A 25,895-nucleotide genomic window follows, 5' to 3' on the forward strand; every position below is an offset into this window, starting at 1 on the left:
TTTTCTCAACATATAACTTATAGACTTACTACAATACAGTTGTTACCATATATAATAATCTGTTAGATAAACCCCTTATGTTGACCTGCTTAAATTAGCAGGTCTTTTTTTATACTTGCATATCGCAATATATCGTAGCCTGGTTGAAAAGTCTTTTCTCCATTTTAGAACCCTATTCCGCTCTCCACAAATGATTATAATTCCAAAAAGCAAAATATAAATCCGCTACATTCATACAAGCAATTCATTTTTTCTCAATACACAAAGTGAATTTCATTTGTTACTATAAAAGTACTCTAGATGAGTTTTTGCTCATCAACATTATCTAGTTAAAGGGGTCTGCCACGGGAAGCAGACCCCTTTAACTTTATTAAAAAGTACCCTTCTTATTTGGACACATTTACCAGGTTTTTTTGAAAGAATTTTATGTTAATATTACGTAGTCGAGTCCGACATCTCGACAATACCCTTTAGAGGTCCTGTAATTTCCCTTGCAGGACCTCTATTATTTTAAAATTCTTTTGATTTATATATATCATAAGTATATTTTTCATTCCCCTTCAACTTTCTCCTTTTCCAACTCTCAAAAAAACTCTTGGACACGTAACTTAAAAATAACGTTTATCATATTGTGAGATATACATGTTCAAAGGAGTGTAACTATTTATGTATACTTATTGGCAATCGTATTACTCCCCTTATCATATCACTAATGGAAACTTCGATTCATTTGTAAGAAATTACCCAGTTAGTAAAAACGAAAACTTTCTAAAAGGATATATGCGTTCTTTATGGGAACAACACGTTGCTTGGACACGATTAGCCATTATAGGCATCATCTTTAACTTGCCCGACGTAAACGTTACCGTTGGACGTCTTCTACAAAATGCAACACACATGGGGCTATCACTTGAACCATTCTACGGAGAAAATGCAGTAAAAAAATATAGTGCATTAATTAAAGACCACTTAACAATCGCTGCTGATCTTGTTAAAGCCGCAAAAGCTGGTGATCAAAACGCAGCGGCCGCTATAGAAAAGAAATGGTACGCTAATGGAGACGAAATTGTTGAGTTTCTAACTAGTATCAATCCATATATAGAAAAAGAAGAATTTAGAAAAATGTTTTATGAGCATTTAGCGTTAACGAAAGCGGAAGCACTTGCCTTCCTAAATAAAGATTATGATGCCAGTGTAAAACTATACGATAAAATTGAAAAAGAAGCATTAGAAATGGCCGACATGATAACAGACGCAATCGTAAAACAATTTCCGCAAGTATTTCAATAAAAATAAGCCGATTTGAAAAAACAAATCGGCTTATTTAGCTTTCTATCAATGATATTTCACTACTCCTCTTTACATTTAACGTATATCGATATATTTTATTAATATCCGTTTTTTATAGGAGGAAATAGTTTGATTAACGCAATTGGTCTCGTATTTATTCTCACAAATAAGCACGAGAAAAAGAAGAAAGTTTATCTGAATGAAAAATTCGCATTAATAGACATTATTGATTCTAAAGAAGTATTTGATGATGAAGGTAACTCATTAGTAGAACTAACATGTAAATACAGCATATACTTAGACGAAAAATACTACTGTAAATCTCTCGATGATTATACTGGACAAGTATTCCCCTTCTTAAGCGCAAAAATAGGAAAGGGACTTCTTAGAAACTTAAATTATTACTTTTCTTACGTTGATGCCTATGATAAAAAACCACCTGTTAAAGAAATAAGACCGCTTATGAAACAAGTAACTAACAGATAGCGGACAGTATTCAAAAAGAAAGCACCTAACTTCAGATGCTTTCTTTTTTTGAATCAGTAACTCTCTAACTTTCATCTCCTTCTAAATATATATACCCACGCATACTTTAAAATAAAAACATTGGAGGATTAGGCTGAATGAAATATTCAGAATCAATCGTAAGTAAACGGCTTCGAAAACTTAAAACAACTGGTATGTTTTTTATACTATTTTTAATCGCATGGATTGGATATACAAAATTCCTTTATGGAAATGGTTTTCTTCTAGAAAAGAAAAATTCAGTTGGAGTAATGAATACTAGCGTTACTGGAGAAATAGAAAAGAATTTCGATGTAAACTTACAAGGTTTTCGTAAAACGAACCTTGATACACTTATAGATGCTAGTAAAACCGATCCTAGCGAACTATCCTTAATTGAACTTATCAACACATCTTGTTCTAAAGATTGCATTGGCGAACCTTTAACTTACGTTAAATCAAACCACGGATATATCTTTTATAAGGAATCTAATGGTACTAATGTAGCTTTAAAGATTATAAAACAGGATTCATGGGAAATTGAAAAAAAATCTGTTCAAGATGGAATTTAAAAGGTTTATACACAAAAAGAGTACTTACTTCAAAGTACTCTTTTTAAAATATTACCACTTACGACATTTATCATCATCGTCGTCACGTTTACGATTGCGACGGCAATCATCACAATCACAGTCACGTTTACGTCTACAACCACAATCATCACAATCTCTACGTCTACATCTTCCAAACATTAAATCATCCCAAAATCTATTACAATCTCTGCGTCTACAACCACAATTATTACACATGAATATGATTCCCTCCTAATATAAAATAGAATTCATCATATTCTATGTTTAAAAACGTAAAAAGGCTTGTTTACTAGTCTATTTTAAATGTATTAATTTGGCATGATTTTAATCTATATTACTAATTTATCCCTATACTTCCTTCTGCGCTTCCACTGCCCCATTCAACCTCTGCAACATATACCCAATCCCTCTACATCCCGCTAACGGATATGTGATGATTTCTTCTGGATATAGCTTCGTCACTACTTTTTTATGCTTCTTTCCCGCAAGTAAGACGATCTCTTCAAACTGAAGTAAATCTTTATCAATCATCTGTTGTTTTAATTGTTCTATGCTAATAATCTCATTACTATTTGAATCAAATGCAAGATCATAATTTTCCTTTACAATATCATTTGGTCTTAAAAATCCATGCTTTGCTGATAATATAACCCAATTCTCAAAAAACTCAGTTGCATACGCCTGACATGCTTTTCCGAATGGACTAATATATACATCTTTTGCCTCTGCCTCTCCATAATCTGAGTACTTATCCCAAATTTTCTTCTTTCCGCATGGAATTATGCATAACCTTTTCATCGTTATTTCTTACCTCGATTCTATATTTCTTATGAAATATCAATTTTCCAGTACATTTTTTTACAGAATACTATATACTAATCTTGAAAGATCAAATTACATTATATTCTATATTTGGTTTAATTTATTTCACAACAGTCTATTAAGCATATATATTATTACATAAACATACCGTACTAAAGTCACTTTCATACAGCATGCAAACACGTCATCCTTTAGTGAATTTGTAAAAATTTCATAAAATCAAGTACACTTAATCTCCCAATCGCTATTTAATAGTAAAATATATAAATGTAGTATGAAAAGGAGGTGAACAACTATGAAAAATATACTCCCAGCATTATTAGCTTATATTATTGTTTGTATCATCGCAATTATCATTCCAGCATCTGACGGCTATAATACTATAGGTTGGAAATTCTTTGTTGGGCAAGCGTACGCAATACCTATTTTCATTATTGCTGCTATTGTTACATTTTATATAAACAAGAAACGATCTTATGAATAAAGAGGATAGCGAATGCTATCCTTATTTTAATTCACTTATAAACTTCAACACAGCTCCAGCAGTACTTTGTACCGTTTCTTGCGAAAAATCAAATGCAACACCTGTATTTTCATAGATTTCCTGTATGGAAAAATTCCAATCCGCACTCGTTCCCTCTTTAAAGAAACTAATCGCTTTTTCTTGATTCTCCCGATATTTTTGAAATAATTGTAGTGCTCCTAATTGTGCAATTGCATATTCAATTTTGTAAAAAGGATACTGAATATAATGGAACGATTCTATCCAACTCGCACCAAGCCCTTCCTCATAGCCTGTAATATCGATTGACGAAAATTTATACCTTTTACATAATTCAAGATATTTCTCATCCCGTTCTTCTGATGAATGACTTGGATTGGTATAGAGCCAATGCTGAAATAGATCACCTGAAACTGGCGTAATTAATAAAGACAAAGCTCGATGCAGTTGTTCTCGTTGTGCTTTCTTATATTCATTCTCTTCCTTATAAAAAATGTTAAGTTTATCCATTAGTAATAGCTCGAGACTATGAGAATACAACTCAGCTACTTCTTCACGAAGATATTTTTCTTGCATACTACTTTCATTGTTAAACTGTTTATTGAAATGAAGTGCATGACCCACTTCATGTATGAGTGCATTAATTGCGTTAAATGATGGGCTAAAATTAGAATAAATAAAAACCTCTTGGTTATAAGGTAAGGTAAAACAAGCAGCCCCCGGTGCCTTATTTTCCCGTTCTTCTACGTCAATTAATCCTGATTTCCTTATATGAATAAATTCCTCATGAAAATATGAATCTGTCTTTCTTAACATCTCTTCAATCCCATCCAATAAATCATTGGAATTTTGAAATGAAACTTTCTGCAATGTACAAGGAGCAAGATCCCATGGAAGATACGCTTTTACACCAAGATCCTTTTTAAAAAGATTTCCTAATCGTTTCCATACGGGTACAACCAGCTTCTCTATAGATTCATGAAGCGTATAACAGTCTTCAATACTATATTCTCTGTTTTTTAGCTTAAAAATATATTCGCTATAATTGTTAAACCCTGCATTTAGGGCCATTTGATTCCGTAATTGTACAAGTTCATTCATAATACAATCTATTTCTGGTTTTACTACACTTCGTGCTTCACATAAAGCATGCCATGCCTTTTCACGAATGCTTCTATTTGGGTTATCCAACTCTGCTTTAACGTATGCGTACGTCCTTATTTCGTTGTTCCAGTTGATTGTTATGTTAGACATAATTTCTCTATACTTCGTTATAAAACCCTCCTCCTTAACGGCAAGAGAAATATTCTTTTCATTAAATAATTCGCTGTTCACCAATCTTACTTTTTTCATGTATCCGTATTTTCGTTCATCCAATAGCTTTGAAAACGGACAACCACTAAATTTCCGATCAAATTTTGCATTGTATTTTTTTAAAAGTGGTTGAATACTATTTTGGTTATATTTATGTAGATTACGTATTGTACTGTCTTTCGTATCTCTATACACAGCAATTAATTGACTCGTTAACACCTCTTCTACTTCAGCAGTTAAACGCTGTTCCTTTATTAGCCATTCCTCTAATTCAGCAACAGAAGAAATATTTTGATTTAAAAGTGATTGAAATTTGTTTTCCAACGTTTTCAAGTCATAACATTTCCTATTTCCATCCCTTTTTAACGTCTTTGAACCATTAAACATACACAAACCTCCTTGTTTTAAATTATAATTTTCTGTCATTTTAAAAAAGAAAAAAACAAGTAGCCAATATGACTACTTGTCCTTTCTGTTTATCCGTACTCAATATTATTAAGCTTGGAATGTTTCTGTTAGTACAGGAACGATTTGTTTTTTACGAGATACAACACCTTTTAAAGTAGCTGTGTTGTTTTGTAATGTTACGTTGTAAGCTTTCTCAACAACGTTTGTTGCTTTACCAATCGCAAGACCGACAGAATCGTTAGTTAAGATATCAGTTACAACGAATAAGAATAGGTCTAAACCTTTTTCTTCTACTACTGCAGAGATAACTTTTTCAAGTTCCGCTTGGTGTACAAGAACGTCGTTTGTATCAACAGCGTTTACTTGTGCGATTTCAACTTTCGCGTTACCCATTTGGAATTCTTTAGCGTCAAGGGAGATTAATTGCTCCATTGTTTTTCCGCTTAAGTCAGCACCAGCTTTTAACATTTCTAAGCCGTAGCTATCTGCATCTACACCAGCGATTTCCGCTAATTCACGAGCTGCTGCTACGTCTTGCTCTGTGCAAGTTGGAGATTTGAATAGTAAAGAATCTGAAATGATTGCAGATAACATTAAACCTGCAACTTCTTTACGAATTGCAACGCCGTTTTCTTTGTACATTTTGTTTAAGATTGTAGCTGTACATCCAACTGGCTCACAACGGTAGTATATAGGATCGCTTGTTTCAAAGTTAGCAATACGGTGATGGTCAATAACTTCTAACACACGAACAGATTCGATATCGTTAGCACTTTGTTGACGCTCGTTATGGTCAACTAAAATAACGTTGTCCACTTCGTTTGCTACTGTCTCAACAAAACGCGGTCCTTCTACTTTAAAAGAGTCTAACGCAAATTGAGTTTCACCGCTGATTTCGCCTAAACGTACAGGCTCAGCATTCATTCCTAATTCTTTTTTCAATTCTGCATAAGCAATCGCAGAACAAATTGCATCTGTATCTGGGTTTTTATGCCCGAAAACTAGTACTTTTTCCATGTTTTCCACCTCTTCATGAAAAGGATATCTTAAAGAAGCAAATATGACAATATTTAAAGCCGAATTTTTTATAAATAATTGTACTTTCTTCTATATTTTTCATAAAAAAGATCATCTAAAATGAATTAGATGATCAAAATGTATATTTAATTTAAAATAGTGTAGGAACTTGCACTACATTGTTAAACGCAAAATTGGAATTTAAACCATTATTCACAAGGTTCACATCAATAACTTGATAAAACGCATTTCCAGTGTCCGCAATCTCCCAAACAGCTAAAATAAGATGGTAGCCACTACGATCAGTTGGTACATTTGCTTCATGCGTTACTGTTGTCCCCGGTCTAACTCCGCCATCATTTTTCACATAGAACGGCACTAAATCTAAACTAGACCTTGTTAAAGGCATATTTGGATTCCAATCCTTCTTTGTAATGTAGTATTTCCATTCTTTCGTACTATGAGGTGCGGTTAGTTTCCACTTGAATGTATTCGTCCCGCCGTTTAACGTAACTTTCTTCCACCTATCTACTGATTGAGCGTCTAAAGCAGGAAAATGACCAGCACCTGCAATTTGTCCATCAGAAGGTCCTAATTGCGGAAAGCCGCCTATTCCTTCTACACTTTGTGGCTCATATTGAACTGGACCGCAATTTACATTTACCCCTTGCTTACATAAAAAAGATCGGCTTGCTGGTGATTCTACATACCCATGAGCTGAAGCCTTTTCTGAAAATCCAAATGTTAATAATCCCGTAAGTAATATCCCACCACTTAACATAATCTTTTTCATCTTTTGTAAACTTGTCTTTTTCATTCTTTCATCCCCTTCCCAAAAATGAAACGAAAATAACTATAGTTGCCTAGTCATCTTCTCTACAACCATTATAAGTGGAAGGGCATTACTAAAAGAACCCTCTAAAAATTTTCTCAAATTCTTTTAGCTACAAAAATATCAATTCTTCACGCATTTTAATTACCAGTTATCAAATCTATTATTTATTTTGTCGTTTTACTGTTAAATACTTATAACACCGTCTGAAAATACAAACGGCGTTAAAGTAGTTAATAATTACTTACAATTATATATCACAGTGTAGCTTCGAAAAAAGTTTGATTACATTAACTCTATAAACCTAGATAAAATAATACAAAGAAAAAGTGTGTTTTGAAAAAGATTGATCTAAACATGCTTTAAATATACTCAATTAAACCATTCGTTTATAAATAAATTACGAAATTGGCAAAGGTAGTCTAGTTATCAAATAGCCCTCTTCCCCTCAGATTTGCGGAAACAGGCTCCTTTCCTATTTCACGTGCCCATATAGATAACTGGCCGATATGGTGGATTTCATGGACAATGACATGACGTATTATCTCTCCGTGTGTACATTCAATGACTCGGCGCCTGATTGGGGCGTCTCTAGAGCTAATCGTTTCTTCATTGAAATCAGTTTCTGAAAGTTTCCGAGAATCCATTTCATTTGTCCAAGATGTCACAAATGGCTTCACTTTCTCGTGATATTGAGCTGAGAGATTTTTTATTTTTTGCAAGCTGGCATACTCTTCAAACAATGGCTCCTCAGGTACTGGCTCACCTCGCAAACCTAAGATCCACATATATTCCACATCTACAATGTGAAATAAAGTATGTAGGATACTGCCGAACCCACCGACCCGTTTCTTTAATAGTTCTTCATCCGGCATGTCTTCGCACCATGTAAACCATTCATCACGAACTTGCCAGTTATATTGAAACAGTTTCAACATCACAGCAACCTCCATCTTTTAGATTAACATTTAATATTCACCAAAAGACTTCAAAATTCCTATTTAAATAATACCTCGTATAAACCTATTAAAACCTTATACAAATTGGCCCTCAAATTGAACATTCAATATGAAGTTAATGAATGAAAAGAAAACCCCTATTATACAGGGGTTTATCAATCTTTTTATAAATCAATACTCAGACCTAATAACAACTTTGTGGTTTGAAAATATCCCTCTTTTTAAATAAAAAACTAAATCATTTTATAATAAATTATCGTTGCATCTAACTCACCATTCGGAGAAATCGCATACCCTGGTATTTTACCGGATTCTTGATAGTCTAATGGCTTATACAATCTATTGGAAGGATCTCCTTCTCTAGTATCTAATACTAAAAGAGTCCTGTTTTCTTGCTTTGCTCGTTCCTCTGCTTTTTGCATAAGTGAACGTCCAATACCGTTACGTCTAAAGTTTGGATGAGTCATTAACTTGCAAATTTCAGCTCTATGTATCCCGTTAGGCTTTGTAACTAAATGTAATTGAACACTGCCCGCCACTTCATTGTTTATTTTAGCAACATACAATATCACTTCTGGTGCTAATACAGTTTGCCAATACTTCGCTGCTTCTTTTTCTTCTAGTGGAGGTAAAAAACCTATTGACGCCCCATCATCTACTACAGTTTTCAACAGTTCAGAAAGCTCTTCAATATCATTTTCTAGTTGCTTAATTTCTTCAATTACTAAATTTCGCATTACTTTTCCCCCTTTTATTTCATTGTAACAACTTTTAAAGAAGGAATAATGAAATTCTAAGATGAAATTATTAAATATATGATTTTTTAGAGAAAGGATACCTATATGAAATATATATTAGATAGGACATATGCAAGAGAATTACTCCAGTGGGCATATGAACAAAACCCAGGTCCGTGGTTCGATCATTCACGTAATGTTGCCCTTGCAACTGAAAAGATAGTTGTTGAACTTATTAATAATGGGTACGACCTAGATGCTGATATAGCATACAACGCTGCCCTCCTGCATGACATAGGAAGATATAAAGGTTTTACTAAATCTGTTATTCATTCCTATGATGGTTATATGTATATGAATGATTTAGGGTATACAGGAAACGCCATTATATGTGTGACGCATTCATTTCCTTGCAAAAATGAACATATAGATATCGCAGCGGAGTGGAGCATTGTTCCTGATTATATGGAAAGCCGGTTAATTGAAATATTGAATAAAAATAGTGACTACGACTTATACAATAAGGTGATTACCCTTTGTGACGCACTTGCTGATGCGGATGGATTTACTACTCTTGAAAAAAGATTGATTTCAGTTGGTTTACGTCATGGCACAACCTCTCATACTTCTTTACATTGGAAGGGATTCTATGCAATTAAGAAAGAATTAGAATCTTTAATTGGTAAGAGCATATACACACTTCTCCCTAATATAGAGACATCGATTTATAAAAATATAGAATATTAAAATAAACATAACTTAAAAACGCTAAAATTTGTATGTATGATTCTAAAAAACTCTTTCAAAATTGGAGGGAATAATTATTAGTAAAATGGGATTTGACTTGATAGAACATAAAGGTAACTTTGATTTTGGATATGAAGATATTACGGGTATATCTCGGAAATGTAAATTTTCTAATTGTTCGCATACAAATGAACCACACTGTGCAATAAAAAAAGCTATCTCTGACGGCATACTTTCTGAAGAAATATTTAATAGTTATTATAGAGATTTAAACGAGCTACAATATGTTTCTAAACAGAGTAATAAAACAAAAGCTATCGATTATATGAAACAATTGAAACTCTTCCAAAAAAATTAGGCTAAACTAAAAAGCCCTCCTTAAAATAATTTTTTCAAGGAGGGCTTTTTCTTGTTTAATGACTTTGATGTTTCAATTCCACCAGACATTCTTGTACTAAGGTTACTGCCTGACTCATTGCAGCTCCCCCAGCAAACGCGGCTGAAACACCACAAGCTTCTAAAATTTCTTTATCAGAACATCCTTGGTCGATACAGCCCTTCGTATGATAAATCGTACAATATTCGTCTTGTGTTGCTAAACTAATCCCTAATGCAATGAGCTGCTTTTCTCTTTTAGTTAATGTACCCTCCTGAAAACATGCTTGTGTAAAAGCGTTATATGTTTCTGCAATTTCAGGGATTTGTTGCGTAAAATTCCCTATACCTTCTTTATAATCAAGTAATACATCATTTATAGAGCCATATTGTTGATTTTCCATCGTATATCCTCCATTCATTTTATTCACACTTACTTTAGTATGAGATAAAATGAAGGGTATATACAAATATTTACTTTTAAAAAATAGAATGAATTTTCAGTTTATTTAACTTTTAAATTTGCACATCTACAGTTTCAGCCCATTATCTACTGACACTTTTTCTTTAGAATTTTTCCTTTCAACCTCTTTATTTCTTTCTTCCCAAAATGTTAAACCTTCAATTCCCACATTTTTAGGATCAAACACTGGATCTTTCCCTTCTTTTTTCTGCGTTTCATAGTCTTTTAACACTTTTAATGCAGTTTTACTTAATAATAGAATCGCGATTAAGTTTAACCATGCCATACTACCGATTCCTAAATCTCCAAGATTCCATAAAAGCGACGCTGATTCTACACTACCGATGTAAACCATAATTAAAAATCCAATTTTTAAAACTGGCTTTAACCAACTATATTTGAGCCCACGATCTAAATAAGTAAGCGTCGTTTCAGCGATATAGTAATAAGCAAGCAAAGTTGTAAATGCAAAGAAGAAGATTGCGATTGAAATAAATATTGGACCAAATCCGGTCATAACAGTTTCAACTGCTTGTTGTGTATAGATTGGACCTGCATCTACATTTCCTATATTCTTTACAATAGCGCTTTTCCCTTCAGGTATTACATTATACATACCTGTTATTAAAATCATAAGCGCTGTCGCTGTACATACAACAATTGTATCGATATATACAGAAAACGCTTGAACTAACCCTTGCTTTGCAGGATGTGATACTTCAGCTGCAGCTGAGCTATACGTCGCTTCTCCAACACCAGCAACATTTGAAAATACAGCACGTTTTACCCCCCATGCAATAGCTGCGCCGACGATGCCCCCAAACATTTCATTTACACCAAATGCACTTGAGAAAATTAAAGCAAACATACTTGGAATTTCCGTTACATTCGCAATTAATACGATACATGTAACAATTACATAACCAATTGCCATAAATGGAACTAGCATTTGAGAAACGCCCGCAATTCTCTTTACGCCACCAAAAATGATAGCTGCTAATAATACGACTAACAATATACCAGTTATATATTTGCTAATACCATTAGAATTTTCAAATCCAACTGCGATACTACTCGATTGAATACCTGGTAATAAAACGCCATATGATAGTGTTACAACGACCGCTACAATGACCGCAAACCATTTCATTTTCAAGCCTTTCTCAATGAAATATGGCGTACCACCACGGTATTCATTGCCTACTTTACTTTTATATACTTGTGCTAATGTTGATTCAACAAATGCACTAGCTGCTCCTAATAATGCCATCACCCACATCCAAAATACAGCTCCAGGTCCGCCGAAAGCGATAGCTGTCGCTACTCCTGCGATATTACCAATTCCAACCCTACCTGATAACGCCAAACAAAATGCTTGAAAGGATGATATCCCAGTCTCCGAGCTCTTCCCTTCAAATAATAGTTTAATCATCTCCTTAAAATAGCGAATTTGTAAAAAACGAGTTGCAATTGTGAAATACACTCCTGCTCCTAATGCGAAAACAACTAAGCCAATACTCCAAACTTGCCCTACTAACCATTCTACTAACTGCTCCATCCAAATCCCCCTTATCATTCTTTTGAAAAAGCAATTTTATATATAAGAAAACGGACAACTATTATTAAACCTTCCAGTTGTCCGCATCTCTCATTATTTCATCCCTCTATTTATTAACAGTTAGACTCTCTATTACTTTATATTTACCCAAACACTTTTCACTTCTGTATAGTTATCAAGGGCGTATGAACCTAATTCACGTCCAACACCAGATTGCTTATATCCACCAAATGGTGCAGCAGCATTTTCTAGGTTATAATCATTAATCCACACTGTTCCTGCCTTTAATTTATTGGCAACTTGATGCCCTGTTTTAATATTTTGTGTCCATACACCCGCAGCAAGTCCATATGAAGAGCGATTTGCTCTTTCAATTACTTCTTCTGTCGAATCGAACGGGAGTACAACGACAACTGGTCCAAAAATTTCTTCCTTAACAATTGTCATATCGTCTGTAACATTTGTGAATACTGTTGGCTGTACAAAATAACCTTTTTCAAATGCACGTTCACCGCCCGCTGCAACAGTAGCACCTTCAGCTCTTCCTTGTTCAATGTAATTTAGCACACGCTCTTGTTGTTTTTTAGATACGAGCGGTCCCATTTCAGTTTCCGCCTCCATACCTGCTCCAAGCTTCACGTTATTTGCCATTTTCACAAGTTCATTTACGACTGTTTCATAATGCTTTCGATGAACGAAAACTCGAGATCCTGCGCTACAATTTTGACCATGATTATACATAATTCCTTGGAACGCACCGTTAATCGCTTCTTCTAAGTCAGCATCTTCTAAAATGATGTTTGGTGACTTACCACCAAGTTCTAATGTTACATGTTTAATTGTTTCTGCAGATTGACGCATAATGTATTTCCCTGTAACTGTTGAACCTGTGAAAGCTACTTTATCAATATCATGATGGTTTACAATTGCAGCTCCTGCTTCAGGTCCGAAACCTGGTACAAAGTTTACGACACCGTTTGGAAAACCAGCTTCTTTAAAAAGCTTCGCTGTATATAGTAAAGATAAAGGTGTTTGCTCTGCTGGTTTTAATACAATCGTACAACCTGTCGCAAGAGCGGCTCCCATTTTCCAAGAAGACATAACGAGCGGAAAATTCCACGGAATAATTTGACCTACAACGCCAACCGGTTCATGGCGTGTGTAATTTAAATAATCTTTTGAAATTGGAATTGTTTGCCCGATAATTTTTGTAGCCCATCCCGCGTAATAGCGGTAATTTTCTACAGTCGCTGCAATATCATCATCAAGTGCTACTTGATATGGTTTTCCATTATCTAAAGCTTCCAGCTGTGCTAATTCTTCTCTATGCTCTTCAATTAAATCTGCTAATTTATAAATAAGATGTGCTCTTTCAGCAGTAGTCATCTCTGCCCACGGGCCTGATTCAAAAGCAAATCTTGCCGCTTTTACTGCGATATCAACATCATCTTCTTGCGCTTCACATACAACCGCTAGAACGTCTTCTGTCGCTGGATTGTATGTTTCAAACGTCTTACCACTAATAGAAGGAACAAATTCGCCATTAATAAACATTTTAATTTCTTCATTTAAAAACGCTTTCACTTTTGGTTTCAGCTCAATGTTTGTCGTTAACATATATACTCTCCTCCTTATTTAAACAGCTGCATGAGCTGCAATTTCTGATAAAATCGTTTGAAGCTTTTGATCTTCTTCTTCCGTTAATCCTAATCTCGGATAGCGAGAAGGTCCGCCGACTTGTCCGTGTAATTCCATTGAACGTTTAACGATTTGTACATATTTCCCTGATCCTTCAAGAAACTCACAAAGAGGTAAAATAGCATCGTTCATTTCCCACGCTTTTTCTAATTCACCATTTTGAAAATGCTCATACATTTTCGTAACGAGTCCTGGAACGATATTTCCTGCTACTGAAACCCATCCCGATGCACCAACTAAATAAGATTCCATAACTAAATCTTCAGATCCACAGAAGACTTGAAAAGCACCTTCGCCTTGTCTTACTAAATCTCTCGCTTTTCGAATATCTCCGCTAGATTCTTTAATATGTGTAACATTTTCACATTCTTTTCCAATACGGAGCATTAGCTCTGTACTCATATCAACACCAGAAGTAAATGGATTATTGTATAGCATAATTGGTATATTTACAGCGTTTGAGATTTCTTTAAAATGAAAATAAATTTCCTCTTCTTTCGGTTTACAGTAATACGAGTTTATAATTAAGGCACAATCTGCTCCGTGCGCTTCTGCATGTTTCGTATATTCAATCGTTTCTTTCGTCGTCTCCGCAGCAGTTCCAACAATAACTGGAATACGGCCATCAACTTCTTTTAATACTGTTTCTACCATGTTGAATCGTTCTTCTTTTGATAAACTAACAAATTCTCCCGTACTTCCATTAATAATAATTCCAGCTACTTTTTGCTCAATAAAGTAGTTTACGTTTTGTTTTACACCTTTCCAATCAATCTCTTGAAACTCATCCATTGGTGTTATTAATACTGGAAATGCCCCTTTAATATTTTGCATCTTTCTCTCTCCCTTTAACATATTATTTTAATAAGAAACCTGTTGGAAACGGATCGGTAGGATCTAATATAAATGTTTGCATACCTGTAATAAACCCTCTACTTTCAAATCGGAAAATATATCCGAGTTCTTCTTTCTTCACTTTTTCTACTGTTATAAAGCTATTAAAAATACTTTCATTTTTAAAAGGTTTATCCGCTATATATTCATTTTTAAATAAAGCATGAACATAAGACACAATAGTAGAAACAAAACCTGGTGAACGTACTATAAAGTTATCTTCATGAAATGTAATCGACTTTATATGGTTCTTTTCTTTTTGCATAGAATCTACTAAAATAAGTCTTTTTATTAATGACTGTTTTTGTATATTTTGAAGTGTAGCTTCACCCCATTTTTTTAATTTAGAGATGTTTTCAATACTGATTTCTGGCGAATACGTATCCTTTTCTACAACTGCATATACTTTATCTGCCTGTATGAGAGAGTAACTTATATTACCAATCTTTAAATTTTTTTCAATCATATAACATAGTTTACTTTCAAACGAAACAGATACAACTTCATCATTCTCTACATATGCATCCACTGAAAATATGCCAGATAGCGTTTCGATTTTGTATTGATTAGACTCTCTCTTTTTTAAATACCCGCTTTCTAGTAACATCGTTATTACTGCGACAATGCCTCCGTAATGAAGAAGAATGGATCCTTCATGATTAAAAAACAATACAGCTGCATCCACTTCATTATGAATAGAAGGAACGACAATACACCCATTTAAACCGATAAAACCACGTGGTTCATTTAATAAAAGCTTCATTTCTTCTGCTAATTCACCTGAAAATTGTTCGTTTAATTGCTCCAAACTGTAGTAGTATTTGCATGGTACGTCTTTCATTACACGAAACGCCTCGCCATTTACGTGTACGTCTACTGCTGTATACATTTTTTGAATATTCATTTTACATCCTCCGTTTCATGTTCCATCGGCGGAATTAGCAAAAAGCCTTCTTTAAGTGGATCCTTTTCATTGTAAAAAAATCTATGCATACCCATAAGCCAAGCTGATCCTGTAATTTTCGTTATTACAGCTTCAATATTTTCCACATATGTCGTATTTATGACACACCCTTTAAATAATGAACCAACGATACTCTCATGAATAAACTCTTCATCGATTTTAATTTTTTTATGAGCGTATAATACAGCTAACTTCGCTGATGTTCCTGTGCCACATGGAGATCGATCAATTCCTCCTGGCGGAACAACAACTGTATTTTTCACATGCGCACTTTCATGAGTAGGATCCGTATAAAATTCAACATGTGTTAATCCTCTTATAAACGAATACTCTGGATGAATGATTTCAAACTTCTCATTAATTGTATTTCTAATATGAATCGCCTTATCAATGATTGTAGATGCGTTTTCTGGTACTAACTCTAAACCTACTGACTTCGCATCGATAATGGCATAAAAATTCCCTCCATACGCAATATCCGCCTCTACAGTTCCAATTTCTTCGACGTGTACAGAAATATTTTTCAGTAAAAAAGCTGGTATGTTACAGAAGGAGACTTCTTTCGCTTTCCCATCTTGAACAGAAATATCTACTTCAACTAAGCCAGCTGGTGTATCTAGCTTTAAAGAAGTAACCGGTTCAATTACTGGAATTAAACCTGATTCAACTAAAGCTGTACATACACCGATTGTATCGTGGCCACACATCGGCAAATATCCACCCGTCTCTATGTATATAACACCTATATCAGCTTCAGGATGACACGGATCTGTTAATAATGCTCCTGACATTACATCATGACCACGTGGCTCATTCATTAACAATTTGCGAATCCAGTCATACTCCTTTTTCATATGTAACATCTTCTCTGCCATCGTCTCTCCAATTAACTTAGGAAGTCCGCTAATTAATGTCCGCGTTGGATTCCCTCCTGTATGTGTATCAATCGTCGTAAAGACTCTTTGTGACCTCATCCGTTTAACACCCTTTCTGTAAAACGACTCAAACGAAGTGGTTCAATAGGAATGATTGTTTCTTTTTCATTTAATAACTCTTCAATCACTTTCCCAGTAACTGCCGCAAGACTAATTCCATCACCTTCATGTCCTGCTGCTATAAAGTAGTTCGGAATATGTTCCACTCCTGAAATGATTGGCAAATGATCTTCTGTCCACGGGCGTAATCCAGCATATGAACGAATCACCATCATATCTGCCATTTTCGGATAAAAACGAATTGCTCTATTTGCAATACATTTAATAACCTCGTTATTTATCCTCGTATGAAAACCTACAAACTCTCTACTACTACCAATTAAAAAATTTTGGCTTTCTGTCGGTTCAAATACAAGAGCTACCCCGTATTTCTCAGTTAAAGCATCTACTTTTCGTTTTCCACCAAATTTAGAAATTAAATAACCAAATTCCATTACTTTACGGCATCCAACGTGTTGTTGCCTGGAAGCTACAATAATATGTCCCTTTCTCGGCTCAATTGGGATATTCACATCTAACATCTGTCCGATTTTAGGAGCCCACACACCGGCTGCGTTCACCACTTGTTTCGCAGTAAACGTTCCATTTGTCGTTTCTACAATAAAGGAACCGTCTATATCTCTTTTCACTTCTTTAACTTCTGTATGATTAAAAGTTTTCGTACCAAATTTCTTCGATTCTGTAAGAAGTGAAAAAGCAAGAAGATATGGATTTACAGTCGAATCAGTTGCGCATTCTAAACCACCTAATAAATCATCCGCAAAAAATGGTGATTCCTCTCTTATATCTTGCCTATCAAGCATTCGAAATGGTAAGCCAGCCTCTTTTTGACGATTTACCCATTGCTGCGCTGCCTCCATCTCTTCGTCGGATTCACAAACGAGAATGCTTCCTGGCGCCCTATATTCAAATGAGTGTTCCAACTCTTCACTTAATTCAGTTACTAATTTTTGACTTACTAACGACATTTGACTATCAAATCCTGGGTCTTTATCAATAGCCAAAATGTTCCCGTCACACCGTGAAGACGTCCCACTAACAAATTCTCCTTTTTCGATGATTGTTACGTCTCTTCCGTATTTTGATGTGTAATAAGCGATAGAACATCCTATAATACCACCGCCTATTATTAAAACGTCACAGTGTCTCACATAGCACCCCTCCTTTCTCCTAAATCTCTCACTTTCTATTTATGCAATTGGTGTGCCAACTCTACATACAGAACTATTTATATGAAATAATTTTTATTTGTAAAAATATTTTAAATTTATCGTAAATAGGTGTATTATTTTTTTATCACTGTCTAAATTTTTATACATAACAGGAGGACAATATGGCATTTTCATTCCCAACAATAAAAGAGTTAATAAAAATTTTGTCAATTGATTGTACAAGTACCGTTAAGCGCATGAAACAAGTAGGTGAAAAATTTTATTACCTCCATTCACCTACTGAGGAATGGAGGTGCGCAGTTATATATGAAGATGACTCTTTCACTACTTTAATCGACGCATTTTCTCATGAACTATCCGTTGTCATCATTAAAGAAAATCAAGAGCCTTTATGCTGTATAACTGCTCAGCAAATGATTCCTTTTCTTTATAAGTATTACAATGAACTACTAGCTTTTTATAACACTGTTATTCAAACGTCTGATTCTTCTGTTACAGTCATCGACGATAAAGAATGCGTTCGTACTTGGACAGATGGCGCTGAAAAGATTTTTTCAGTGAACCATAATGAAATTATCGGACAACCCATCACCCGTTTTTTTGATTATAAAGATTTAGAAATTCTGCAATCATTACATGACGGAAAAAGCATAATTGCTCAGTTCCATCAGCCCCGTCCAGATTTGTTCGTATTAATTAATTCAAACCCCGTTTATTGCAACGATAAAATTATTGGAGCAGTCGTTTCAGAAACGGATGTTACAAATCAAGTCGTATTAAATGAAAAACTATTTAATATGTCTCATGAAATGCACCGTTTAGAACAAGAAGTAGCAAAATATAAAGATACATCCGATCCTTTCCTTGCGATGAATGGAAAAAGCCCTGTTATACAAAGAACGATTCAATTAGCTAGAAAGGTTTGTTCAGTGAAATCTACGGTCTTAATACTAGGAGAAAGCGGAGTTGGAAAAGAAGTGTTTGCGAAAGCAATTCATGAAGCAAGCGAAACAGCAAATGCCCCTTTCATTTCAATTAACTGCGGCGCAATCCCAGAAGCGTTATTTGAAAGTGAATTATTTGGTTACGAGCGTGGGGCTTTTTCTGGTGCAAATAGTAAAGGTAAGAAAGGTAAAATAGAACTTGCACAAGGCGGTACTTTATTCCTCGATGAAATAGGCGAGATGCCGCTCGATATGCAAGTGAAACTTTTGCGTGTACTGCAGGAACGAAAGTATTACCGAGTTGGTGGAGAAAAAGAAATCAATATTGATTTCCGTATTATCGCTGCTACAAACCGTGATTTACAAGAAGAAATGAGAAAAGGAACTTTCCGAGAAGATTTATACTATCGCTTAAATGTAGTTAGCTTGCTTATTCCACCGCTGCGCGAAAGACGAGAGGATATTATCGAATTGACGTACTCCTTTTTAAACGATTTTTCAATAAACTATAACAGGCCTATTCGAGACTTACCTTCAAATATTATGCATGAACTACTTCATTACAATTGGCCTGGTAATATTCGCGAGCTCCGCAACGTAGTTGAAAGACTCGTCGTATTTGCGACAGACGGCATTATTAAACAAGAATATTTACCATTTCATACAAATGAAACTTTAGACAATCATACAGCTCACTCCCTATTACTCAGCAACAATAATACGATTCTTTCTTTACAAGAAGAAATGGATGAGCACGAGAAAAAGGTAATTGAAAGAGCTTTACGCATTTTAGATGGTAATAAATTAGAATGTGCGAAACAACTTGGCGTAACAAGGGCCACTTTATATAATCGTTTAAAAAGACTGGGGTTACAATAATCCCTCTCCACCTCTATATTGGCATAGTTTTTGCATAATAATTTATGTAAACCGAACTAGAGGAGGAATACATATGACGAATAAAGAGAACTTAATTGTTTGTCGTTGTGAAGAAGTTACATACGGACAACTTCAATCGACAATTGCTGAATACAAATGCTCGGCAAGAGAATTAAAACTAAGAACACGTGCTGGCATGGGATTTTGTGGTGGTCGCACATGTAGAATGATGATAGATCGAATGATTGAAAGTACAAACCCTGACATAACTCCCAATGAAATTCCATTAAAATATCAGCCACCCGTGCGTGCAGTTACTTTTGGAGCGGTAGGTGAAAATAAATGAGTAGAATTACAGATCACCCTATTTTAGGTAGTTTAAATAATAGTGAACGCATCACTTTTCAATTTAACGGTCAACAATACGAAGCTTATGAACACGAAACGATAGCTGCTGCCTTGCTAGCAAACGGAATACGAACTTTAAGGGTCCATGAAGATAGCGGGACACCACGAGGTATCTATTGTAATATCGGGCATTGTTCAGAATGCCGCGTGACAGTAAATAATCAATCGAACGTACGAGCATGCTTAACAATTGTAGAAGACAATATGGTTGTTGAAAGTGGAAAACAGCATCCGAATATCGTGAGAGAGATGGTGAAAAAGCGATGATCGATGTAATTATTATTGGCGCAGGACCAGCAGGATTATCAGCGTCTATCTCTTGTGCCCATTTTGGACTTAACGTACTTGTTATTGATGAATTTATGAAGCCGGGCGGGAGATTGTTAGGTCAGTTGCATCAAGAGCCTACTGGGGAATGGTGGAACGGAATAGAAGAATCAAAGCGCCTTCATGAAGAAGCAAAATCCCTTTCAGTCGATATTCGGTGCGGTGTTTCCGTATATAACTTAGATGAAGATGAGGGGTCTTGGTTCGTGCATACAAATATCGGTACGTTAGAAGCACCGTTCGTACTAATTGCTACTGGGGCTGCTGAGTATTCCATTCCCCTTCCTGGCTGGACACTTCCAGGAGTTATGTCAATTGGAGCAGCTCAAGTTATGACAAATGTTCACCGCGTGCAAGTTGGAAAAAAAGGAATCATAATTGGCGCTAACATTTTGTCTTTCGCCATTTTAAATGAATTGCAATTAGCTGGAATTACAGTGGATCATATTGTACTCCCTGAAAAAAACGAGTTGAGCGGAAAAGCTAGTGAACCAGAAGAAGTCTTAAACTCACTCTTAAATGCGGCTCACCTTGCCCCATCTACTTTCCTACGTATAGGTAGCCGTTTTATGAAGTATGATTGGATTCGAAAAGCCGGATTAACATTTTATCCAAATAGCGGCATGAAAATAAACGGGACGCCGCTTCATCTCCGAACAGCTGCACTTGAAATTATCGGAACGGATCAAGTTGAAGGTGTCCGTGTTGCTAACATTGACTCTAAAGGGAATATTATTAACGGATCAGAAAAGATATATGAGGCTGACTTCGTTTGTATTGCCGGAGGGCTATATCCGCTTGCTGAGCTTGCCGCTGTAGCTGGTTGTCCGTTCCATTACATTCCTGAACTTGGCGGGCATGTCCCGCTTCATTCAGAAGAAATGGAAACCTCTCTTCCAGGTTTATTTGTTGCTGGAAATATTACGGGCATTGAAAGCGGAAAAATCGCGATGGCGCAAGGAACGGTTGCTGGATATTCAATCGTAAAACAAGCTAATAAAACATCTAATTCGATTGAAAAACATTTACAACAAGCAATTCAAAATGTTCACACTGTACGTCAGAAAGCTGCGATTCAGTTTAATCCGATGATTGGTGTTGGTAGACGGAAGATGAATGAACTTTGGCGTGATTTTCATTCTAAAAAGGATACTTCATATAAGCAACAAGAAATTATTTAATATACTTATACTACACTTTCTATGACAAAAAGCTCCCCTTATCAACAACAATAAGAGGAGCTTTTCAAATTATTTCACTTCAATTGTCCAATCACCATCTGCTTGAATAGTGAATATATGTATACCGTTTTCTTTTACAGGCATTTTTTTCGTTGTATCAGCTGCACCAATTTCATTAAATACTATACTATCATTTAATTCAACAATAAAATTACTTTCACCGTTCATATGTACACCATGTAACTCTTTCAAGCCTTTTTCAAGTTTTACAAAAACAGCATCAGATCCATGGCCACTAATTGTTCCCGGAGTTGTTATTACTTTATCCATTGAAATAGACTGTGACATATTAACTTTCCAATGACCATCCGCTGTAGGATTAATGAAATATTTACCGCTCTTTTTTATGAGAACTAACCTTTTTTCTTTTCCATTACCAATAAAATTTGAAAGTGAACCAGCGTCATTACCTTGTTCGTCTTTCAACTCAAGAATCGCATTACTTTCTCCTGTATGTTCTACCTCAGCAATGACAAATCCAGATTTCAATTCAAAAAAGTCAGAAGAATTCTCACCATCACCTTCTAATGACACATTATGATCTTGAGATAATCTCTCCACTGTACTTTTTTCTGTTATTTCTTTAGCTTTTGGACTAGTAGTTCCAGTTTGTTGTTCCACATTATTATCTTTCTTTTCGTTCGCTTGTACATCTTTCGTTTGTTCTGTTGAATTGCAAGCAGTTAAAGATAAACAAACCGTAGCTAATGCTACTAATAATTTATTTTTCATTATATCCTCCTATTAACATAAAATATTCTTGATTATAATAACATGCTTTTACCAATTCATTAGTTTATTAATAATTGGATTTTATCCCAAAAGAAGAAACATACTAACAATATGAATCCAAATAAAAAACTGTTAGAGCATACAGCTCTAACAGTTTTATTGTTCATTATTATTAAATTTCGCTAATGCGTAAATGCCTTCTTCATCATCTAATTCAAGTTGCAATCTTGCTGCAAATGAATTGACATTATATTCTCTATCTAGCAACAAGCGTAGTGCTTCGATTAAGTTTGCTTGAATTAAAATTTGCTGGCGACCATTTACCTCTACTTCTGCAGAGAAACCGTAGTCATCATCATACATTAGTTCAACTGAAACTTCTTCTGGACCAACTTGTCTTTTTTCAGCGATATATACGCAAAGCGCATTTATAAGCTCTTGTTCAGAAATTTTTATTGTTTCCATGCTACTTCATCTGCCTTTTTCTTACGTTGATCTTTGAAGTATTTAAATGCACGAACTGCTAACATTACGATACCAGCCATTAATAACATATTTACCATAAACGCTAATACAGAACCAAGAGCTCCCATATTTGCAAATAAGCTACCCATTAGTAAACCACCAAGACCACCTAGTAATAAACCTTTCATAAAGCCACCTTTATTACTTTTTGGCGCTGTGTTTGTTGCTTTTGTTTTTGAATCAGTTGTCGTTTTTTGTGAATTCACATTAGAATCTTTTTTGTTTAAATCAACTTTTGACTTTTGACCTGAACTTGGTGTATATGATTTTTTACCAGATTTGTAACTTTTCGCTGCCGCATGATCTACGAACATAAAGCTACTAGCCCCAAAGATAACCATGAATGCTGTCATTACTGCTACAAGTTTTTTCAACATATTATATCCATTCTCCTTTTATATAGATATATGTGAAATCTACCTTTCTAGTAAATTCAGAATGATAGATTTGTTTTAAAACCATTTTAAAGGTTCTTATGAACTTATTATATGAACTTTTGTCGAAATATGCAAGCATTATTTACTTACGACAATTTCATGACATAGGAAAAATTAATCAAAACGGAATTGACTTTAAATGAAACAAAACATATTATAAGTTCATAAGAACTTTTTATAATTTTGGAGGTGAAAAGATGGAAACATTTCATCTCACACGAAACGAAATGGCAACGCTCCTTCTATCACTAAGAGGATGGAATACGAAGAAGCCTCTCGGCATTTTACAAGAAGCTTGGGCAAAGTCACATAAAAAAGATATTGAAAGCGGACAAAGCGTTACTGCTTTTATTACAACCGCACTTTCACCTATTTTTGAAAAATTGATTAAGATTGACGATACGGATGTCGGTTTTTCTTTAAATGAAATAGTTGCGCTTGGCAATCAGATTGAAAACACGAGTTTCTCTGTAACTGCTATGCAAAACTGGGTGAAACGAGATATAAAAGAAATGATTGGCTCACCTCAAAAAGGGAAAAAATACTCAATCGAACAAGCAGCATTACTATTCATTGTCGAAGATTTAAAAACAGCGCTTGATTTTGAATCTATTCGCAAACTATTACGACTCATCGTAAATGACCCGGCCGATCGAAGTGATGATTTAATTAATCCTCTTCATTTATATGTAGCTTATTCTTCTTTATTTGAAGAACTGAATCAAGGGAATTGCTTACAACTAAATGCTACAGATACAGTTCATACGATCGAAAATATCGTAAAAGAAAAGGCTGATAAAATAGCAAGTAAGTTCGATCAAATTAATAACGAACAACGCGAAGCAATTCGTAACGCTATTATTATCGCCACACTTTCTGTACATACCGCTTATGTACAAATGCTAGCAAAACGTTACGTTTCAGCAACGTTATTTTTACAAAATTTAGATGTGAAGCCGTAAAAAATAGGAGCAGAATTGCTTCTATTTTTTTTATAACAAAAAGGTATTTAATTTTAAAGACGAAAACAAGCATAACCCTGTCGTATATTGAGAACAGGGTTATGCTTGTTTTCCCTCGATGTAAGATACTTAACTACACTAAACAATTTAATCAGAAATTCTTTTAAAATCTAAATTTCATTCCATTAGATTCCTAACCGATTTTTTCCATAAATCTAATTACTTCATCCCTATAATTGAATTTATCATTAATCTTTTGTAATAATTCAATATCATGAGTATGGGTTTTTCCTGTTTCGAGCAGTTCTCGATATAAATCAATATACGGAAGTTGTTTATTAATAGCATTTTTTAATTCCTTTTCTACATCATAAGAAATTTTTTTAAATCCCACCTCTGCAATCCCTGCCTCATCAATTTCAAGAATTGCATACTGAGCACGTAGGTCAGAGTTTAACTTGTCCCATCTGTAAAAAGGTTGTCCAATAGTTCCTGGGTTAATAATTAATTGATCATTGCTACTATAGCGTAACAATTGGTGATGGGTATGAGCGTAAATTGCAATATCATAATCATGATCAAATAACTGATCAAAATTTTCCTGATTATTAGTGGGCCATAAATCTCCTCCATAATTTTTATTTGGTAGATTATGACTAATACTGATAGATAAATCATTCACCCGTTTTGTTATATGTAATGGTAGATTTTTAATATGATTTATATAGTTTTTATCCAGATTTTCACATTGATACTGCACTAATCTAGAAACATAAATATCAGTAGCGTTATTAATATCAATGTTTTTATTAAGCACATCAAGAAAGCTATCTTCCCAATTCCCTTGAACATAAGTATCAACGTTAATACTCTCTAACATCTCAAATAAATCATTCGATCCAGGCCCAGGCATAATTAAATCTCCTAAAAACCAATAATCAGTCACACTTTCTTTAATAGAATCTTCGATAACTGCTTTTAAAGCAGTTGCATTACCATGGACATCGGCCAGTAAAGCAATTTTATGTTTCATGTATTTCATTTCCCTCCCTTGATTTACAGTACATTCAGAATTAATTATATGTAATTTTTTCCTCTTTCTTAATTCTATGCATATCATACACTTTCACTTGATTCTCTATATACGACTTTTCTTTTTTAAATCCAGCTTTCTCATAACAACGAATGGCCCTCTTATTATCTTCCCTAACTTGCAATACAACGGCTTGTATATCCGGATCTAAAAATGATTTACTAATAAAATACTTTGTAATCTCCGTTCCAAGCCCTTTTGAATATAAATTCGAAACACCAATGAGGATAGAGTATTCCATCACGCACGCATCGTCATATTGCTTCTTTTTTAATCCGACTCTCCCTATTACTTCATCCTCTACTACTATTACATGATAACTCGCATAAGACCGCGACAATTTTCCAGTCCAATACTGCCGAAGCTCTTCGATTGTATATCGCTTAAATGATTTCACATCTGCTATGTTATGTAAATCTTCGTCGTTATACCATTCTAATATAATTGGCATATCATCCAATTCTAAAAGACGTTCTTTCCAATCCATATTTCCACCTCATTCA

General features: G+C 34.7%; 30 protein-coding genes. 11 read left to right on the forward strand and 19 right to left on the reverse strand.

The genetic code is table 11. The annotated features are described in order from the left end of the window. Positions 1 to 666 precede the first annotated feature (666 nt). The 3 genes from MR155_RS09290 (at position 667) to MR155_RS09300 (ending at position 2,366) form a co-directional block, all read left to right on the forward strand. Positions 667 to 1,290: an acetylglutamate kinase gene (locus tag MR155_RS09290; RefSeq protein WP_219302618.1), complete on the forward strand. Its 624-nt coding sequence runs from the start codon at positions 667 to 669 to the stop codon at positions 1,288 to 1,290. A 129-nt stretch (positions 1,291 to 1,419) separates the two neighbouring features. Continuing rightward, positions 1,420 to 1,776, forward strand: a complete 357-nt coding sequence (locus MR155_RS09295) for a hypothetical protein (protein ID WP_000606233.1) — start codon at positions 1,420 to 1,422, stop codon at positions 1,774 to 1,776. A gap of 137 nt (positions 1,777 to 1,913) precedes the next feature. Then, positions 1,914 to 2,366: a hypothetical protein gene (locus MR155_RS09300; protein ID WP_242309390.1), complete on the forward strand. Its 453-nt coding sequence runs from the start codon at positions 1,914 to 1,916 to the stop codon at positions 2,364 to 2,366. Between the two features lie 51 nt (positions 2,367 to 2,417). Here MR155_RS09300 and MR155_RS09305 read toward each other — a convergent pair whose 3' ends face one another. Together MR155_RS09305 and MR155_RS09310 are read right to left on the reverse strand one after the other, a co-directional pair. Further along, complete coding sequence (locus tag MR155_RS09305) at positions 2,418 to 2,603, reverse strand: hypothetical protein (RefSeq protein WP_002085081.1); 186 nt, start codon at positions 2,601 to 2,603, stop codon at positions 2,418 to 2,420. Positions 2,604 to 2,735: 132 nt separating this feature from the next. Further along, entirely contained in the window at positions 2,736 to 3,185 is a 450-nt protein-coding gene (locus tag MR155_RS09310) for a DUF6884 domain-containing protein (RefSeq protein ID WP_242309393.1), read from the reverse strand. 319 nt (positions 3,186 to 3,504) lie between these two features. Here MR155_RS09310 and MR155_RS09315 point away from each other — a divergent pair, with 319 nt between their 5' ends. Continuing rightward, positions 3,505 to 3,693: a DUF4017 family protein gene (locus MR155_RS09315; RefSeq protein WP_219302624.1), complete on the forward strand. Its 189-nt coding sequence runs from the start codon at positions 3,505 to 3,507 to the stop codon at positions 3,691 to 3,693. A gap of 21 nt (positions 3,694 to 3,714) precedes the next feature. On the opposite strand, the gene MR155_RS09320 is transcribed toward MR155_RS09315, so the two are convergent. The 5 genes from MR155_RS09320 to MR155_RS09340 all read right to left on the reverse strand — a co-directional run bounded on the left by MR155_RS09320 (position 3,715) and on the right by MR155_RS09340 (position 8,978). Continuing rightward, positions 3,715 to 5,412, reverse strand: coding sequence for a M3 family oligoendopeptidase (locus MR155_RS09320; protein ID WP_242309395.1), 1,698 nt, complete (start codon positions 5,410 to 5,412; stop codon positions 3,715 to 3,717). Positions 5,413 to 5,520: 108 nt separating this feature from the next. After that, on the reverse strand, positions 5,521 to 6,450 hold the full coding sequence (ppaC, locus tag MR155_RS09325; protein ID WP_193646464.1) for a manganese-dependent inorganic pyrophosphatase: 930 nt from the start codon (positions 6,448 to 6,450) through the stop codon (positions 5,521 to 5,523). 151 nt (positions 6,451 to 6,601) lie between these two features. Then, positions 6,602 to 7,267, reverse strand: coding sequence for a lytic polysaccharide monooxygenase (locus MR155_RS09330; protein WP_002085072.1), 666 nt, complete (start codon positions 7,265 to 7,267; stop codon positions 6,602 to 6,604). 437 nt (positions 7,268 to 7,704) lie between these two features. Then, complete coding sequence (locus tag MR155_RS09335) at positions 7,705 to 8,220, reverse strand: DinB family protein (RefSeq protein WP_242309397.1); 516 nt, start codon at positions 8,218 to 8,220, stop codon at positions 7,705 to 7,707. A 254-nt stretch (positions 8,221 to 8,474) separates the two neighbouring features. After that, the gene (locus MR155_RS09340; protein ID WP_242309399.1) at positions 8,475 to 8,978 is read right to left on the reverse strand and encodes a GNAT family N-acetyltransferase; all 504 of its coding nucleotides are present in this window, start codon (positions 8,976 to 8,978) and stop codon (positions 8,475 to 8,477) included. 105 nt (positions 8,979 to 9,083) lie between these two features. Between MR155_RS09340 and MR155_RS09345 the strand changes: the two genes are divergently transcribed. Both MR155_RS09345 and MR155_RS09350 read left to right on the forward strand, forming a co-directional pair. Continuing rightward, the gene (locus tag MR155_RS09345) at positions 9,084 to 9,725 is read left to right on the forward strand and encodes an HD domain-containing protein (protein WP_219302631.1); all 642 of its coding nucleotides are present in this window, start codon (positions 9,084 to 9,086) and stop codon (positions 9,723 to 9,725) included. Positions 9,726 to 9,810: 85 nt separating this feature from the next. Beyond that, positions 9,811 to 10,083: a hypothetical protein gene (locus MR155_RS09350; RefSeq protein ID WP_113938511.1), complete on the forward strand. Its 273-nt coding sequence runs from the start codon at positions 9,811 to 9,813 to the stop codon at positions 10,081 to 10,083. Positions 10,084 to 10,138: 55 nt separating this feature from the next. On the opposite strand, the gene MR155_RS09355 is transcribed toward MR155_RS09350, so the two are convergent. The 7 genes from MR155_RS09355 to MR155_RS09385 all read right to left on the reverse strand — a co-directional run bounded on the left by MR155_RS09355 (position 10,139) and on the right by MR155_RS09385 (position 17,823). Continuing rightward, positions 10,139 to 10,504: a carboxymuconolactone decarboxylase family protein gene (locus MR155_RS09355; RefSeq protein ID WP_002085063.1), complete on the reverse strand. Its 366-nt coding sequence runs from the start codon at positions 10,502 to 10,504 to the stop codon at positions 10,139 to 10,141. Positions 10,505 to 10,630: 126 nt separating this feature from the next. Then, positions 10,631 to 12,121, reverse strand: a complete 1,491-nt coding sequence (locus MR155_RS09360) for an alanine/glycine:cation symporter family protein (protein WP_242309401.1) — start codon at positions 12,119 to 12,121, stop codon at positions 10,631 to 10,633. A 132-nt stretch (positions 12,122 to 12,253) separates the two neighbouring features. Beyond that, positions 12,254 to 13,738, reverse strand: coding sequence for an aldehyde dehydrogenase family protein (locus MR155_RS09365; protein WP_242309404.1), 1,485 nt, complete (start codon positions 13,736 to 13,738; stop codon positions 12,254 to 12,256). Positions 13,739 to 13,756: 18 nt separating this feature from the next. Continuing rightward, entirely contained in the window at positions 13,757 to 14,653 is an 897-nt protein-coding gene (gene dapA / locus MR155_RS09370; protein WP_219302637.1) for a 4-hydroxy-tetrahydrodipicolinate synthase, read from the reverse strand. A 22-nt stretch (positions 14,654 to 14,675) separates the two neighbouring features. Next, positions 14,676 to 15,617 (reverse strand): proline racemase family protein, encoded by a 942-nt coding sequence (locus MR155_RS09375; RefSeq protein ID WP_113937468.1) that lies wholly within the window; start codon positions 15,615 to 15,617, stop codon positions 14,676 to 14,678. Further along, positions 15,614 to 16,651 (reverse strand): proline racemase family protein, encoded by a 1,038-nt coding sequence (locus tag MR155_RS09380; RefSeq protein WP_242309406.1) that lies wholly within the window; start codon positions 16,649 to 16,651, stop codon positions 15,614 to 15,616. The genes MR155_RS09375 and MR155_RS09380 overlap by 4 nt, the downstream gene beginning before the upstream one ends. Next, positions 16,648 to 17,823 carry an NAD(P)/FAD-dependent oxidoreductase gene (locus MR155_RS09385; protein WP_242309408.1) on the reverse strand — a complete coding sequence of 392 codons (1,176 nt, stop codon included), beginning with the start codon at positions 17,821 to 17,823 and terminating at the stop codon, positions 16,648 to 16,650. The genes MR155_RS09380 and MR155_RS09385 overlap by 4 nt, the downstream gene beginning before the upstream one ends. Positions 17,824 to 18,005: 182 nt before the next feature. Here MR155_RS09385 and MR155_RS09390 point away from each other — a divergent pair, with 182 nt between their 5' ends. From MR155_RS09390 to MR155_RS09405, 4 genes are all read left to right on the forward strand, one after another. Further along, positions 18,006 to 19,667 (forward strand): sigma-54 interaction domain-containing protein, encoded by a 1,662-nt coding sequence (locus tag MR155_RS09390; protein ID WP_242309410.1) that lies wholly within the window; start codon positions 18,006 to 18,008, stop codon positions 19,665 to 19,667. A gap of 73 nt (positions 19,668 to 19,740) precedes the next feature. Continuing rightward, positions 19,741 to 20,013, forward strand: a complete 273-nt coding sequence (locus tag MR155_RS09395) for a (2Fe-2S)-binding protein (protein WP_242309413.1) — start codon at positions 19,741 to 19,743, stop codon at positions 20,011 to 20,013. Beyond that, complete coding sequence (locus MR155_RS09400; protein ID WP_113937472.1) at positions 20,010 to 20,342, forward strand: (2Fe-2S)-binding protein; 333 nt, start codon at positions 20,010 to 20,012, stop codon at positions 20,340 to 20,342. The genes MR155_RS09395 and MR155_RS09400 overlap by 4 nt, the downstream gene beginning before the upstream one ends. Continuing rightward, entirely contained in the window at positions 20,339 to 21,583 is a 1,245-nt protein-coding gene (locus tag MR155_RS09405) for an NAD(P)/FAD-dependent oxidoreductase (protein ID WP_242309415.1), read from the forward strand. The genes MR155_RS09400 and MR155_RS09405 overlap by 4 nt, the downstream gene beginning before the upstream one ends. 69 nt (positions 21,584 to 21,652) lie before the next feature. On the opposite strand, the gene MR155_RS09410 is transcribed toward MR155_RS09405, so the two are convergent. From MR155_RS09410 to MR155_RS09420, 3 genes are all read right to left on the reverse strand, one after another. Continuing rightward, positions 21,653 to 22,375, reverse strand: coding sequence for a hypothetical protein (locus MR155_RS09410; RefSeq protein WP_002142100.1), 723 nt, complete (start codon positions 22,373 to 22,375; stop codon positions 21,653 to 21,655). Between the two features lie 156 nt (positions 22,376 to 22,531). Then, the gene (locus MR155_RS09415) at positions 22,532 to 22,840 is read right to left on the reverse strand and encodes a YxcD family protein (RefSeq protein ID WP_000447767.1); all 309 of its coding nucleotides are present in this window, start codon (positions 22,838 to 22,840) and stop codon (positions 22,532 to 22,534) included. Continuing rightward, entirely contained in the window at positions 22,828 to 23,277 is a 450-nt protein-coding gene (locus MR155_RS09420; RefSeq protein WP_002085037.1) for a hypothetical protein, read from the reverse strand. Before MR155_RS09420 ends, MR155_RS09415 begins: the two co-directional genes overlap by 13 nt. 257 nt (positions 23,278 to 23,534) lie before the next feature. On the opposite strand from MR155_RS09420, the gene MR155_RS09425 reads away from it, so the two are divergent. Next, the gene (locus MR155_RS09425; RefSeq protein ID WP_002065900.1) at positions 23,535 to 24,299 is read left to right on the forward strand and encodes a DUF1836 domain-containing protein; all 765 of its coding nucleotides are present in this window, start codon (positions 23,535 to 23,537) and stop codon (positions 24,297 to 24,299) included. Between the two features lie 193 nt (positions 24,300 to 24,492). On the opposite strand, the gene MR155_RS09430 is transcribed toward MR155_RS09425, so the two are convergent. Continuing rightward, a complete protein-coding gene (locus MR155_RS09430; protein WP_242309417.1) occupies positions 24,493 to 25,332 on the reverse strand; it encodes a metallophosphoesterase family protein in 840 nt (279 codons plus the stop codon). Between the two features lie 40 nt (positions 25,333 to 25,372). Beyond that, entirely contained in the window at positions 25,373 to 25,879 is a 507-nt protein-coding gene (locus tag MR155_RS09435) for a GNAT family N-acetyltransferase (protein WP_242309419.1), read from the reverse strand. Between the last annotated feature and the right edge of the window lie 16 nt (positions 25,880 to 25,895).

The sequence above is a fragment of the Bacillus cereus group sp. BfR-BA-01331 genome, from assembly GCF_022663915.1.
Classification (GTDB): Bacteria; Bacillota; Bacilli; order Bacillales; family Bacillaceae_G; genus Bacillus_A; species Bacillus_A mycoides.